Source organism: Sphingomonas sp. Root720 (genome assembly GCF_001428605.1).
Lineage (GTDB): Bacteria > Pseudomonadota > Alphaproteobacteria > Sphingomonadales > Sphingomonadaceae > Rhizorhabdus.
The window spans coordinates 17381-31727 of sequence record NZ_LMID01000013.1; the positions used below are offsets into that span (position 1 = coordinate 17381).

General features: G+C 67.6%; 12 protein-coding genes. 5 read left to right on the top strand and 7 right to left on the bottom strand.

Translation table 11 applies throughout. The features are described from left to right. Window positions 1–24 precede the first annotated feature (24 nt). From lpdA to ASE22_RS17495, 4 genes are read right to left on the bottom strand one after another with little or no spacing between them, the layout of a single operon-like run. The gene (gene lpdA, locus ASE22_RS17480) at window positions 25–1410 is read right to left on the bottom strand and encodes a dihydrolipoyl dehydrogenase (protein ID WP_056362669.1); all 1386 of its coding nucleotides are present in this window, start codon (window positions 1408–1410) and stop codon (window positions 25–27) included. A 3-nt stretch (window positions 1411–1413) separates the two neighbouring features. Further along, on the bottom strand, window positions 1414–2694 hold the full coding sequence (locus ASE22_RS17485; RefSeq protein WP_056362673.1) for a dihydrolipoamide acetyltransferase family protein: 1281 nt from the start codon (window positions 2692–2694) through the stop codon (window positions 1414–1416). Window positions 2695–2696: 2 nt separating this feature from the next. Continuing rightward, window positions 2697–3701, bottom strand: a complete 1005-nt coding sequence (locus ASE22_RS17490; RefSeq protein WP_200933099.1) for an alpha-ketoacid dehydrogenase subunit beta — start codon at window positions 3699–3701, stop codon at window positions 2697–2699. A gap of 13 nt (window positions 3702–3714) precedes the next feature. Continuing rightward, window positions 3715–4944: a thiamine pyrophosphate-dependent enzyme gene (locus ASE22_RS17495; RefSeq protein ID WP_082545335.1), complete on the bottom strand. Its 1230-nt coding sequence runs from the start codon at window positions 4942–4944 to the stop codon at window positions 3715–3717. 158 nt (window positions 4945–5102) lie between these two features. Here ASE22_RS17495 and ASE22_RS17500 point away from each other — a divergent pair, with 158 nt between their 5' ends. Next, complete coding sequence (locus ASE22_RS17500; protein WP_056362680.1) at window positions 5103–5555, top strand: Lrp/AsnC family transcriptional regulator; 453 nt, start codon at window positions 5103–5105, stop codon at window positions 5553–5555. A gap of 79 nt (window positions 5556–5634) precedes the next feature. Here ASE22_RS17500 and egtD read toward each other — a convergent pair whose 3' ends face one another. Both egtD and egtB read right to left on the bottom strand, forming a co-directional pair. Further along, a complete protein-coding gene (gene egtD, locus ASE22_RS17505) occupies window positions 5635–6621 on the bottom strand; it encodes an L-histidine N(alpha)-methyltransferase (protein ID WP_056362683.1) in 987 nt (328 codons plus the stop codon). A 1-nt stretch (window position 6622) separates the two neighbouring features. Beyond that, a complete protein-coding gene (egtB, locus tag ASE22_RS17510) occupies window positions 6623–7912 on the bottom strand; it encodes an ergothioneine biosynthesis protein EgtB (RefSeq protein WP_056362687.1) in 1290 nt (429 codons plus the stop codon). A gap of 229 nt (window positions 7913–8141) precedes the next feature. Here egtB and ASE22_RS17515 point away from each other — a divergent pair, with 229 nt between their 5' ends. The 4 genes from ASE22_RS17515 (at window position 8142) to ASE22_RS17530 (ending at window position 12113) form a co-directional block, all read left to right on the top strand. Then, window positions 8142–8750: a flavodoxin family protein gene (locus tag ASE22_RS17515; protein ID WP_056362690.1), complete on the top strand. Its 609-nt coding sequence runs from the start codon at window positions 8142–8144 to the stop codon at window positions 8748–8750. Window positions 8751–8872: 122 nt separating this feature from the next. Continuing rightward, a complete protein-coding gene (locus ASE22_RS17520; protein WP_056362691.1) occupies window positions 8873–10414 on the top strand; it encodes a hypothetical protein in 1542 nt (513 codons plus the stop codon). Further along, window positions 10411–11517: a DegT/DnrJ/EryC1/StrS family aminotransferase gene (locus ASE22_RS17525; RefSeq protein ID WP_056362694.1), complete on the top strand. Its 1107-nt coding sequence runs from the start codon at window positions 10411–10413 to the stop codon at window positions 11515–11517. Before ASE22_RS17520 ends, ASE22_RS17525 begins: the two co-directional genes overlap by 4 nt. Window positions 11518–11525: 8 nt before the next feature. Next, window positions 11526–12113 carry an acyltransferase gene (locus tag ASE22_RS17530; protein WP_056362697.1) on the top strand — a complete coding sequence of 196 codons (588 nt, stop codon included), beginning with the start codon at window positions 11526–11528 and terminating at the stop codon, window positions 12111–12113. Window positions 12114–12120: 7 nt separating this feature from the next. On the opposite strand, the gene ASE22_RS17535 is transcribed toward ASE22_RS17530, so the two are convergent. After that, a complete protein-coding gene (locus ASE22_RS17535) occupies window positions 12121–14301 on the bottom strand; it encodes an O-linked N-acetylglucosamine transferase, SPINDLY family protein (RefSeq protein ID WP_056362700.1) in 2181 nt (726 codons plus the stop codon). Window positions 14302–14347: the final 46 nt, after the last annotated feature.

The following is a 14347-nucleotide window of genomic DNA, read 5'->3' on the forward strand; positions in this document are numbered from 1 at the left end:
GGCCGTTCCGGTCCTTGCGGCCGGTCAGGCGTGGATGGCGTGCCCCATAGCCTTGAGCGCGGCTTCGTGGAAGGCCTCGCCGAGCGTCGGATGGGCGTGGATGATGCCTTCGATGTCCTCCAGCACCGCGCCGGTCTCGATCGCCTGGGTGAAGGCTGCGGACAGTTCGGAGGCATGGTGCCCAACCGCCTGCACGCCGACGATGCGATGCCCCGCCGCCAGCGCGACGACGCGGACGAAGCCGCCGTCCTCGCCGGCTTCCATCGTCAAGGCCCGGCCGCTCGCGGCGAAGGGGAAGATCCCCGTGATCGTGCCGGGCGCATCGGGGCCCTGCCCGACGCTGACGATCTCCGGATCGGTGAAGCAGACCGCCGGGATCGCGACCGGGTCGAAACGGCGCTTCTGCCCGGCGATGATTTCCGCCACCAGCGCGCCCTGCGCCGAGGCCTTGTGCGCCAGCATCGGCTCCCCGACCAGGTCGCCGATCGCCCAGACGTTGCGGGTGGAGGTGGCGCAGCGATCGTCGATCGCGACGAAGGCGCCGTTCATGGCGACCGCCATCTCCTCCAGGCCCCAGCCGCTCGTGACCGGGCGGCGGCCGACCGTGACGAGGATCCGGTCGGCCGGCAGTTCCAGCGCGCCGCCACCGGCCGTCTCGACGAGCAGGCCGTCCTTCCCCTGCCCGGTCGCCCTGGCGGCGAGATGGAGGGTCACCCCCAGCGCTTCCAGCGAGCGGCGGACCGGCTCGACCAGCCTGGCATCGTAGAGCGGCAGGATCTGCCCTGCCGCCTCGACCACCGTCACCTCGGCGCCGAGCTTGCGATAGGCGATGCCGAGTTCGAGGCCGATATAGCCCGCGCCGACGATCACCAGCCGCTTCGGCACCTCGGGCAGCGACAGTGCCTCGGTCGAGGAAATCACCTTGCCGCCGAACGGCAGGAAGGGAAGCTCGACCGGCTCCGATCCGGTCGCCAGGACGACATGCTCGGCCTGGACCACCAGTTCCCCGCCCTCGGTCGCGACATGGCAGGTCTTGGCGTCGGAGAAACGGCCGCGCCCCGATATCACCCGCACCTTGGCGCGCTTGAGCAGTGCGCCGACACCGCCGTTGAGGCGATCGACGACGCCGTCCTTCCATCCGATCGTCGCGGCGAAATCGAGGCTGGGCGCGGAGGCCAGGTGGATGCCCAGGCGCGGCGCCCGCGCCGCCGCAACCATCGCCGCATAGTGATCGGCCGCATGGATCAGCGCCTTGGAGGGGATGCAGCCCCGGATCAGGCAGGTGCCGCCCACCCGGTCGCCCTCGACCAGCACCGTGTCGAGGCCCAGCTGGCCGCAGCGGATCGCCGCGACATAGCCCCCCGGCCCGCCGCCCAGCACCAGTACCTTGGTCTTCACGCTTTCGGTCATCGGTCAGTCCATGAACATGAGGGCGGGATGCTCGAGCAGGCGCTTGAGCCGCTGGACGAACAGCGCGGCGTCATAGCCGTCGACGATCCGGTGATCGAAGGACGAGGACAGGTTCATGATCTTGCGCACCGTCACGAAGCTGCCCTGCACCACCGGCCGTTCGACAAGCTTGTTCGGCCCGATGATCGCCACCTCGGGATGGTTGACGATCGGCGTCGCGGTGATGCCGCCCAGCGTGCCGAGCGAGGTGATGGTAATGGTCGCGCCCGACATCTCCTCGCGGGTCGCGCTGCCGTCGCGCGCAGCCTTGCTCAGCCGGGCGATCTCCTGCGCGCAGGCCCAGACGTCGAGCGCCTCGGCGTGGCGGATCACGGGGACCAGCAGCCCGGCCGGGGTCTGCGTGGCGATGCCGAGGTGAATCGCCGCCGACTGGTGGAGTATGCCCTGGTCGTCGTCGTAGCGCGCGTTGATCTGCGGGAAATCGGGCAGCGCGCGCGCCAGCGCTCGGACGAAGAAGGGCAACAGGGTGAGCTTCGGCCGGTCCTCGTCGCGATGCGCGTTGAGATCGGCGCGCAGCGCTTCGAGCTCGGTCAGGTCGCATTCCTCGACATAGGTAATGTGGGGAATGCGGCGCTTGGCCTCCTGCATCTTCTCGGCGATCTTGCGGCGCATGCCGACGATGCGGATATCGCTACCGCCGCTGCGGGGGGCGAGATGCCCGGCCCCGCCCGCTGCCGGAGCGCCGCCGGTCTCGACATAGCGATCGAGATCCTCGGGGGTGATCCGGCCGCCGGGGCCGCTGCCCGGTACATATTGCAGCGCGATGCCCAGTTCATGTGCGCGTCGCCTCGTAGCCGGCGCGGCGAGCGGAGCCTGTCCCGCCGTCCGCGTGGCGAAGGCCGGCGCCGTGGATGCCGCGCTGGCACCAGGCTTCGGCGCCGATGCCGGCTTAGGCGTGGGAGCCGTCTCGACCGCCGGAGCAGCCTCGGCGTCGGCCGGAGCCTTGGCGGCAGCCGCCACCTCGGCCGTGGCATTGCCCTCGCCTTCGACCTCCAGCTCGACGAGGGTCGAACCGACCGCACGCATCTCGCCGACCTCGCCGTGCAGCGCGACGACGGTGCCCGACACCGGGGCGGTCATGTCGACCGTCGCCTTGTCGGTCATGACGTCCACCAGGCTCTGGTCCTCGGCGACGGGATCACCGGGCTTGACGTGCCAGGCGATGATCTCGGCCTCCGCGACGCCTTCGCCGACATCGGGCATGCGGAATATATAGCGTCCCATGATCAGGCCTCCATCACGCGGGCAAGCGCTGCGGCGACGCGCCCGGGCCCGACGAAATAATCCCACTCGAAAGCGTGCGGATAAGGCGTATCCCAACCCGCGACCCGCTCGATCGGGGCCTTGAGCCGATAGAAGCAGCGCTCCTGGACGAGCGCGGACAACTCGCCGCCGAAGCCGCCGAAGCGCGACGCCTCATGGACGATGACGCAGCGGCCGGTCTTCTCGACCGACGCGACGATCGCGTCGATGTCGAGCGGGACGATCGAGCGCAGGTCGATCAGCTCTGCATCGACCCCGCTCTCCTCGATCGCGCTCAGCGCGACATGGACCATCGTGCCATAGGCGATGACGGTCACCTCCCCGCCCGCGCGCACCGTCGCGGCCTTGCCGAGCGGCACGTCGTAATAGCCTTCGGGCACCTCGCCCGCCGGATGCCCCGCCCATGTCCTGAGCTGCCGGTCGTGGCGACCGTCGAACGGGCCGTTGTAGAGGCGCTTCGGCTCGAGGAAGATCACCGGGTCGTCGCACTCGATCGAAGCGATCAGCAGTCCCTTGGCGTCATAGGGGTTTGACGGGATCACCGTCTTCAGCCCGGTGATGTGCGCGAACACCGCCTCGGGGCTCTGGCTGTGCGTCTGGCCGCCGAAGATGCCGCCGCCATAGGGCGAGCGCACCGTGATCGGCGCCGAGAACTCGCCGTTCGAACGGTAGCGCAGGCGCGCCGCTTCGGAGACGAGCTGGTCGTAGGCCGGCAGGATATAATCGGCGAACTGGATCTCCGGCACCGGCCGCAGGCCATAGGCGCCCATGCCGATCGCGGTGGCGATGATCCCGCCCTCGGAAATCGGCGCGTCGAAGCAGCGGGTCAGCCCATGCTTTTTCTGCAGGCCGTCGGTGACGCGGAAGACGCCGCCGAAATAGCCGACATCCTCCCCGAATATCAGGATGTTGGAGTCCTTTTCCAACATTACGTCGAGCGCCGAGTTGAGCGCCTGGATCATGGTCATCTGCGCCATCGGATCAGACTCCCAGCTCGCGGCGCTGCTCGATCAGGCGCCAGTCGGGTTCCTTGAACACGCCCTCGAACATCTCCCGCACGCTGGGCTTGGACTGGCCGAGCGTACCGACCGCCTCGCCCTGCTTGACCGCCGCGCGCACCGCTTCGGTCAGCTCGGCGACCTGCGCCTCGTGCCGCGCCTCGTCCCATTCGCCGATGTGGATCAGGTGCTGCTTCAGTCGCTCGACCGGATCGCCGAGCGGCCAATGCTCGGCCTCGTCGGCGGGACGGTATTTGGTCGGATCGTCGCTCGTCGAATGGCCCGCGGCGCGGTAGGTGAACAGTTCGATCAGGGTCGCGCCATGGTTGGTCCGCGCGCGTTCGGCCGCCCATAGCGTCGCCGCCCAGACCGCGAGGAAGTCGTTGCCGTCGACTCGCAGGCCCGGAAGACCGTAAGCGAGCGCCTTTGCGGCGAAGGTCGTCGTCTCGGCCCCGGCGATGCCCGAGAAGGACGAGATCGCATATTGGTTGTTCGAGACGCACAGGATGACCGGGGCGCGGTAGACCGAGGCGAAGGTCAGCGCCTCGTGGAAATCGCCCTCGGCGGTCGTGCCCTCGCCGATATAGCCGATCGCGATGCCGTCGTCGTTCTTGTAGGCCGAGGCCATCGCCCAGCCGACGGCATGGCCGAAGCGGCTCCCGACATTGCCCGACAGCGAGTAGAAACCATAAGCGCGCGCCGAATAGAGGATCGGCAGCTGCTTGCCCTTGAGCGGATCGTCGGCGTTCGAAAAGATCTCGTTGACGAGGTTGATGAGCGGATAGTCGCGCGCCATCAGCCAGCCGAGCATGCGGTAGGTCGGGAAGGACATGTCCTTCTCGCCCAGCGCCAGCGACTGCGCGACGGCGATCGCCTCCTCGCCCAGCGACTTCATGTAGAAGCTGGTCTTGCCCTGCCGGTGAAGGCGGAACATCCGGTCGTCGAACAGCCGGGTGAACAGCATCGCGCGCAAACCCCGGCGCAGCATGTCGGGGGACAGCTTCGGGTCCCAGGGGCCGATCGCCCGCCCCTCGCCGTCGAGCACGCGGATCAGTTCATAGGGCAGGTCGCGCATCTCCGCCTCGGCGGCGGCGCTGTCAGGCCGGCGTACCGCGCCCGCTTCGGAAAAGGATAGATGGTCGAAACTGGGGGCATCACCAGGCCGCGTCGGGGGGACCGGGATATGGAGCCGCAGGCTGGGCAGATTGGACATGGGCGCGGCACTTTCGTCGCTGTCGTTGCCCATCAAGAGTGGCAGAGGCCGGCAGGAAAATCCTTGCAAAGATGGCTCAGGATCGCACAATTTCGAGGATGATCTTTATACAAAAATTACTATGATAGGATATCTATCCTCATTTCAGGAAATGCCCGATGGACGAGATGGACCTGAAGATCCTGCGCGCGCTGCAGAAGCATCCCGGCCTTCCCGTCGCCGAGCTGGCCGAGCAGGTCGGGCTATCGCACACCCCGTGCTGGCGGCGGCTCAAGCGGTTGCAGTCCAGCGGCGTGATCGAGCGGAACGCGGTGATCCTGAACCCGAAGCGGCTGGGACTGGAGGCTGTCGTCTTCGCCAGTATCCGGCTGAAACAACATGACGAGGCCACCCTCGACGCGTTCGAGACCGCGGTTCGCAACCGGCCGCAGATCGTCGAATGCTTCTCGATGAGCGGCGACAGCGACTATCAGCTCCGCATCGTCGTCGCGAACATCGAGGCCTATCACGACTTCCTCAAGAAGACGCTGCTCCACCTGCCGGGCGTAGCCTCGGTCAACTCGCACTTCGCGCTCAACATGGTCAAGCTGACGACCGACCTCCCGATCTGAGCGTGCTCAGAGCAATTTCGAGGCGGATGGAATCATCCGTCGACTCGGAAATCTCGGCAAGACAACAACTTAGAGTGGTCTAAGGCGCAGAGCGATATTCTGTCGCCTCCGCCAGGACGACGAGGAAATTCTCGTCCTCGTCGCTCCACTGCGCCCGCGGCGTCCAGCCGCCGGCCTGCAGCATCAGCCGCGCCTGGTTCGGCGTATATTTGTGGCTGTTCTCGGTGTGGATCGTCTCACCCCGGCGCATCGTCATGCTGCGGCCCGAAATCGTGAAGGCGACGTCCTCGATCGCCTCGAGGTGCATCTCAATCCGGCTCCAATCCTCGTTCCAGCGGGCGACATGGCGGAAGCGATCGACGGGAATATCGCCGCCCAATTCGCGGTTGATCCGCTCGAGCAGGTTCAGGTTGAAACGCGCGGTGATCCCCTGCGCATCGTCGTAGGCGGCGACCAGACGGCCGATGTCCTTCGCCCGGTCGATCCCGATCAGCAGGTGCGACCGGTCGCCGAGCGTCTGGCGCATCGAGCGGAGCAGGTCGACGGCGGTGTGCGGGACCATGTTGCCGATCGTCGAGCCGGGGAAGAAGCCGAGCATGTCGAGGCCGGCGGTCGCGGCCGGCAGCGGCACCGGCTTCATGAAGTCGGCCTCGATCGGGATGACCGCCAGATCGGGGAATTTCGCGGCGAGATCGACGCTCGACTGGCGCAGGAAATCGCCGGAAATGTCGATCGGCACATAGGCGGCGGCATCCATCTCCTTCAGCAGCAGCGGCGTCTTGACCGAGCTGCCCGAGCCGAACTCGACGACGGCACGTCCGCGCCCGACCAGCGCCGCCACCTCGGCGGCATGCGCCGCCAGCAGCGCCGTCTCGGTACGGGTCGGATAATATTCTGGCAGGGCCGTGATCCGCTCGAACAGCTCGGACCCGGCCATATCGTAGAACCAGCGCGCGGGTATGGCCTTCTGCCGCTGGGCGAGGCCGTTCAGCACATCGGCGCGGAAAGCGAGGTCGACGCCTTGGTCGTCATGATCGACCAGCTTGATGTCGGCATGAACGCCCATGTCATAGATCCTTTGCGAGGCGCAGGCCGGTGAATTGCCAGCGCTGATGGGGATAGAAGAAGTTGCGATAGGAGGCGCGGACATGGCCGCGCGGCGTAGCGCAGCTGCCGCCCTTGAGGACGAACTGCCCGCTCATGAACTTGCCGTTATATTCGCCGACCGCGCCCGGTGCGGTCCGGAAGCCCGGATAGGGGCGATAGGCCGACCCCGTCCATTGCCAGACATTGCCGAACATCGATGACCATCCGCCCTCGCCCTGTTCCGCAAGCGGCGCCACCGGGCCCGCCGCATCGAGCTGGACGCCGCCCGCCGGATCGCCGGATCGGGCGACGGCCTCCCATTCCTGCTCGGTCGGCACGCGGGCCCCCGCCCATCCGGCATAGGCGTCCGCCTCGAAGAAGCTGATATGCGTCACCGGCGCCGCGAGGTCGACCGGTTGCCAGCCCGACAGCGAGAAATGCTCCCAACCGTCCCCCGTGCGGCGCCAGTAGAGCGGGCTTTCGATCGCCTCCGCCTGCACCCACGCCCAGCCGTCGGAGAGCCAAAGCCCGGCGCTCGCATAGCCGCCGTCCGCCATGAACCGCAGCCATTCCCCGTTGGTGACGAGCCGATCGGCCAGCGCGAACGGGGTCAGGTGAACCTTGTGCGCGGGCCGCTCATTGTCGAAGGCGAAGCCGTCGCCGCGGTCGCCGATCTCGACCAGGCCCGCAGGCCCTTCCCGCCAGCGCGACGGCGACGGTTCGGCTCCGCACGCCTGCAAGACCGGCTGGACTGGCCAGGCGGCGGGACCGAGCGGATTGCGGGACAGGAGATGCTTGAGGTCGGTGAGCAGCAGTTCCTGGTGCTGCTGCTCATGATTCAGGCCGAGCTCGATCAGGTCGCCGCACCGTTCGGCCAGCGTCGGCATGGCTTTCAGCAGCGCCGCGTCGACCGCGGCGCGGTAGGCGATCGCCTCGTCCAGCGAGGGTCGGGTCAGCAGGCCGCGCTGCGGCCGCGCATGACGCGCGCCTTCGGCCTCGTAATAGCTGTTGAACAGGAAGGGCCAGCGTTCGTCGAACAGGCGGTAGCCGGGCAGGTGATCGCGCAGCACGAAGGTTTCGAAGAACCAGGTCACATGCGCCAGGTGCCATTTCGCCGGAGAGGCGTCTGGCATCGACTGCGCGGTCGCATCGGCGTCCGACAAAGACGCGACCAGCGCCAGGCTGAGGGCCCGGGTCTCCGCATAACGCCGCGCCAATGCCTCTGATGGCGGTCCGGCCTGTTGCCGGATCGGGTTCGTGACGGTGGCCAAGATCGGGCCGCTCCCCTCTGCATATGGGCGGCCGCAGTACCGCTCCGCCAGTATATAGGAATCGGTCCTAGAACGTATAAGGGACGATAAAGTTACGTGGCCCGCGCCTTTTCAGCGCGGCACGGCCGGCATGGAGCCCCAGGTCGCCGAGCGCCGCGCGCTGAACCCATCATCCGTCGGCGCGTTATCGGCAGCGCCCCCCTTCACGTCCCCGACGAGGAATAGGATCATGCCGCTCAAGGCCCTGCCCATCAATTGCACCCTCAAGGCCGACCCAGGCAAAAGCTCCTCGACCGACGCCATGATCGCGGTGCTGGCCAAGGCGTTCGCGAAAAAGGGGGTCGAGATCAGCGAAACGGTGCGCGTGGCGGCACTCGACATCAAGCCCGGGGTCACGTCCGACGAGGGAGACGGCGACGAGTGGCCCGGACTGCGCAGCAAGATCCTCGCCCATGACATATTGATCTTCGGCGGCCCCATCTGGATGGGCCAGATCGGCAGCGTCGCCAAGCGGGTGCTCGAACGGATGGACGCTTTCCTCGGCGAAACCGACGAGCAGGGCCGCATGCCGAGCTACGGCAAGGTCGCGGTCGCCGCGATCGTCGGCAACGAGGACGGTGCCCACGGCTCTTCGGCGCAATTGTTCCAGGCCCTTAACGACGTCGGCTGGACGATCCCCGCCGTCGCCGCCTGCTACTGGGTCGGCGAGGCGATGGGATCGGTCGACTTCAAGGACCTGAAGACGACCCCCGAAAAGGTCGAGAAGACCGCCGGAATGGTAGCGGGCAACGCCGCCCATCTGGCGTCGCTGCTGGCCGCGAAACCCTATCCCGGCTGAGGGCGGCGACGACACAGGGTTCCTTGCGCTCCCGCCGGCATCCCGCACCCCGGTCGCGCATAACCGATTATTAGCCATTGCCGTTTACCACTTCCGCGTTGGATGCCGGAGAAGGTGCAGGCATGGACCGCGATACGCATAGGAACAGGGCCGGAACCTCGATTGCGGAGCCCGGTCGCGCCGAGGACGTCGGCCTGCCGTCGGTGCGGTTCGACTGGCTGGGGCAGGCACTCCCCGCCGGGCCATGGCCTTCTGCGCTGCGCGCGGCGCTCTGCGATGCCATGAAAGCCGTGGGCTGGAGGGCGGTCCATGCGGGCGAGTTCGCGCCCCTGGAAAGCCTCTACCGCGATTTCGCCGGCCTGTTTCCCCGGCTGCTCGTCGATCGCGACGATATCGATCGCGCCGCCGATCTCTATACCCTCCTCCACATCATGCTGTGGCGCCGCACCCAGCTGCTGTCCGAACTGACGACCTTCAACGGGGACGTCGTCCGGCCCTTCGCCGCCTTCCTGGCCCGGCACGTCCCGCAGCAGCCGCCGCGTCCGGCAATACGGAAAATCCCGCGCATCGCCTATCTGTCGGAAACGAGCGACCTGTTCGGATCGAACGCGGTCGCCCGCATCACCGTCTCGCTGATGCTGGGCCAGCATGATCTGCGCGAGGAGGCCGATCGGCCGATCCTCTACTGCATCAACCGTCCCGCCCCGAGCCTTTGGCAATTCGCCGCCGACGTCGGCCTCCAGCTCCGCGACATGGCCCGGGAAACGCCGTCCCGGACGGTGGAGGCCGTCATCGCGCAGATGGCGGCCGACGAGATCGACATCCTGATCGCCGACAGCAACTGCGCCGTCGCGACCATGGTGATGCAGCGGCGTCCCGCCGCGATCCAGGCCTTCCACGAGAACGGCTTCGCGGCCTGGGCGATTCCCGAACTCGACCTTGCCTTCCTCGGCATCACCCGGCCGTCGCCGGACCTGTTCGACGAGGGGGTGACGATGGTCCAGACCCCGCGCAACACCGCCTTCGTCTTCCAGAGGATCGAACGGCCCGAGCAAAGCATCGCGGCGGTCAGAGCCGTACTCTGTACCGAATCCGGCGTCGCCGAGCCGAGCGTGGTCTACGGCGTCTACGGCCGCATGGCCAAGATCACCGCCGATTATATGGCCCAGGTCGAGACGATATTGCTGCGCGACCCCAACGCCATCTTCTTCGCCGGCGGCACGGGGCGGATCTCGCCCATCATGGCGTGCAAGCAGGCCTCGCCCGCGGGCGATCGCATGGTGATCTACAACGACTTCATCGACGGCCATGTCATATCCGAGTGCATCGACGTCTTCCTCGACAGCTTTCCCTTCCCGGGCGGCATGTCCTGCATCGAGGTCCAGGCGCGCGGGGTTCCGGTCGTCTGGATGGCGCCGCCGCCGGGAAGCGAGCAGCTCATCATCGGCGACCAGCGCGATCCCAACCTGAAGGCGCGCGACGGCGACCATTATGTCGAGCTCGCCCGGCAGGTCGCGGATCCGGCCGCATGGGGCGCCTTCGCAGAGACGGCCATCGGGATCGCCCGACGCTTCGGCGACATGGGCGAGCAGGCCGCACTGGTCGAAGGGCATCTCGCGGACGCGTGGGCCAGGGTTCGGCAGGACGGAAGGATGGCGGCATGACCCGGATTCCCGTCGCGCGGCCGCGCATGCCCATAGCGGAAGCGCTGCTCCCCTATCTCCGGCGGATCGACGCCAATCGCAGCTACACCAATTTCGGGCCGCTGGTGGCTCACCTGGAAACCCGGCTCGCGGATCGGCTCGGGGTCGACCCCGGATGTGTGGTCACGGTGTCGAACGCCACGGCCGGCCTGACCCTCGCGCTCCGGTCGGTGGCCGAAGGACGGTCGGGCGTCTGCCTGATCCCGTCCTGGACCTTCGTCGCGACCGCCCACGCGGTGGCGGCGGCCGGCTTCACGCCGTTCCTGGTCGATGTCGACGAGGCCTCCTGGGCGATGACCCCCGGCATAGCACTGGACGCGGTGTCGCGGATCGACGGTCCGGTCGCCGCGATCATGCCGGTCGCGCCCTTCGGCGCTCCGGTCGACGTCGCCGCCTGGGATCGCTTTACGGCGGTCACCGGCATTCCGGTGGTGATCGACGCCGCCGCCGGCCATGACGCGGTCGGCGCCGGAGAAACGCCCTGCGTGGTCAGCCTTCACGCCACCAAGATCCTCGGCGCGGGCGAAGGCGGCTATGTCGTCAGCCGTCGCCCCGAACGGATCGTCGCGATCAAGCAGCGCAGCAATTTCGGCTTCTACGGCACGCGCAACGCCGAGGTTGCCGCCTTCAACGCCAAGATGAGCGAATATCACGCCGCTGTCGGCCTTGCCGCGATGGATGGCTATGCCGCCGATATCGGATGCTTCCGGTCGCTCGCGCAGATCTACCGCGATCGTCTGGCCGGCCGCGCGGATCTCCAGCCGGGTTTCGGCACGACCTGGTGCGGCAGCGTCTGTGTCGCGCGTTTCGTCGGCGACGGGAGCGAGCGGATCGCCGCGCTGCTGGGCGAAGCGGGTATCGACAGCCGGGCATGGTGGGGCGATGGCGTCCATCGCCAGACGGCCTTCGCCGGCCTCCCCCGCCTGCCGCTTCCCGTGACCGAGATGCTGGCGCGCGAGACGATCGGCCTGCCCTATTTCGTCGACATGGCCGAACAGGATGTCGCCCATGTCTGCGACATGCTGGGCGGGCGCAGGCGTGCCCCGCTCAGGAAAGCCGCCTAGCCGCACCGATGGCCAAGACTTCGCACAGAAACGCGGCATTCCTGTCGCCCGACGAACTGGCGGACCTGGATTTCGCCTTCCTGGGCAAGGACGTCCTCATTCATTCGACCTGCGTGCTGGTGAACTGCCAGAGAATGTCGATCGGCAACGGCGTGCGGATCGATCCCTTCTGCGTGCTGTCGCCCGGCAGCAGCCTGGCGATCGGCGACCATGTCCACATCGCGGCGCAGTGCGTGCTGATGGGCGCGGCCGCGATCTCACTCGGCGATTTCGCGGGGCTGTCGCATGGGGTGAAGATCCTTTCCGCCTCCGACGACTTCGTCGGAGGATCGCTGATCGGCCCGACCGTTCCCGACGCCTATCGGACGGTCGATGCCCGTCCGGTTCGCCTGGAACGCCACGTCGTAATCGGCGCGGGCGGACTGGTGCTGCCGGGCTCGGTGCTGGGGGACGGCGCCACGGTCGGCTCGCTGTCGCTGGTCAAGGGCCATGTGGCGCCCTGGACGGTCAACGCCGGTTCCCCGGCCCGCAAGCTCGGCGACCGCGACCGCGAGGGGGTTCTCGACGCCGAAAGACGGTTTCGGGCCTCGCTCTGACGATCCGTCAGGCGGTGCGCAGCAACCGCTCGTACAGAGCCTCGATGTCGCGCGTATGTCGCCCCGCATCGAACAGCGGGGCCGTCAGCCGGTTGCGGGCGAGCTTCGCCCTGACGGCCGCCAGCTTTGCCGGGTCGGTCGCGAGGTCGAGCGCGAGCCGTTCATACTCACCGGCCGTGCCGGTAACGAGCTCGGGCATGTCGAGCGCGTGCAGCAGGCTTCCCGCGACCCGTGCCGCGAAGCTCGATCCCAGCCTGGTGACCACTGGCAGGCCCGTCCACAGGGCGTCGCTGGCGGTGGTGTGGGCGTTCACACCGAAGGTATCGAGGAAGAGGTCGGCATGGCGATGCCGCGCGAGATGGTCGGCCGCCGGCATTCTTTCGGCGAAGACCAGGCGATCGGGGGCGATGCCCCTGGCCTCCGCCTCGCGGCGCAGATTGTCCTCCGCCCAGCGATTGTCGCGCAGCAGCCACAGGACGCTGCCCTCGACCCTGCCCAGCAGGCGGGCCCAGATGTCGAACTCGCGGCGGGTGATCTTGTAGTTGTTGTTGAAGCAGCAAAAGACGAAGCCGCTTTCGGGCAGGCCCAGCTCCGATCGGCCGAACACCCGCCCCGATATCTCGCGGCGATCGTCGTTGGGCTGGTAGCAGTGCGGCAGATAGGCGACTTTTTCGGAATAATGGGCCTGGGCTTCGACCGGGATGACAATGCGATCGGCGATGATATGGTCGATGAAATCGGCGCCCATCGAGCCGGGATAGCCGAGATAGTTCACCTGCACCGGCGCCGCGCGATGGGCGAAGATGCCCGATCGGCCATCGCGCGTATGGCCTTTCAGGTCGATGGCGAGGTCGATCGCCTTGCCGCGCGCCAGTTCGGCGACCGCAGCATTGTCGAGATGCGCGACCTCGTGAAAGCCGTCGACGGCATCGAGCAGGCGCTGCCGCATCGCATCCTGGACATCGGGCCCGTAGGAGAAGGCGTGGATCTCGAAGCGCGCCCGGTCGTGTAGCTCGAAGATGCGCGCCAGCAGGCGCATGGTGGCATGGTCGTGGAAATCGGCCGAGAAATAACCGATCCTGATCCTCCTCGCCGCCGATCGCGGGCGAAAGCTGGCAAGCCGCTCGGCGCCATGTTCCTTCTCCGTCCAGATCGTCGCGCTTCGCAGCTGGCGTGCGGGATCGTCCTCGGCGACCAGCATATGGAAGGGCGGGACCGCATCGTCCCCGACGCCGAGCGGAGGCGGGCTTCGATCACCGGTTTCGGTCCACAGGCACATCCGGGCCTGCAGATTGCGCACCTCGCTCGCCGCCAGGGCGGAAGCGGGCGCGAGGGCGGCGGCGCGCCGATGGCTGGCCAGCGCCTCGTCGAGCCGGTCCAGGGCGAGAAGCGCGCAGCCGCGATTCTTGTGCGCCAGGACTTTGGCCGGCGCGACGGCGATGGCTTCGTCGTAGCTGGCGATGGCCTTGTCGGGGCACTTGAAGGCCATGAAGCCATTGCCGCGATTGACGAACGCGTCGGCGAAGGACGGCCTGAGGCCGATCGCCTTCTCATAGTCGGCCAGCGCGTCGTCGGCCCGGTTCAGCGCCAGGAACGTATTGCCGCGGTTGTTATAGGCCTCGGCGCATCCCGGATCGAGCCGGATAGCCCGGTTGCAGCTCGCCAGCGAGTCCCGCAGCCGCGTCAGCCTGCGCAGGACGATGCCGCGGTTCATATGGGCCTGGGCGTAATCGGGATTGATGCGGATCGCCTCGTCGAAGCTCGCGAGGGCCTCGTCGAGGCGCCTCAGGTCCATCAGCGCGTTGCCGCGATTGTTATGGGCCTCGAAATAGTCGGGGGCGAGGTCGGTCGCCACGCCATAATGGCTGACGGCCTGCTCGAACTGGCCCAGCGCGCCGTAGATCGCGCCGGTGACGTTGTGGAGGATCTCGCCGGTCGGAAACCGCGCCAGCAGCTCCACCGCGATCCGCAGCGCCTCGGCATGGCGACCCTGTCGATAATATGCGACGACCGCGTCGAGCTCGCCGACGGGCGGGTTGACGATCGCCGGCCGCGTCAGCGCCTCGAGTTCCGCCTGGACACGCTTGTTGGCCGGGAACCTCCCCAGCATCTCCCTGTACAGCGCGGCCGCTTCCTCGGGCGAGAGGCTGCGCGCCTTGCGCAGGGCCTGGTCGATCGACATCTTCATAGCGGGCGCTTCCACCTGTCCGGCACGATGGCGATCCCCCGGAATT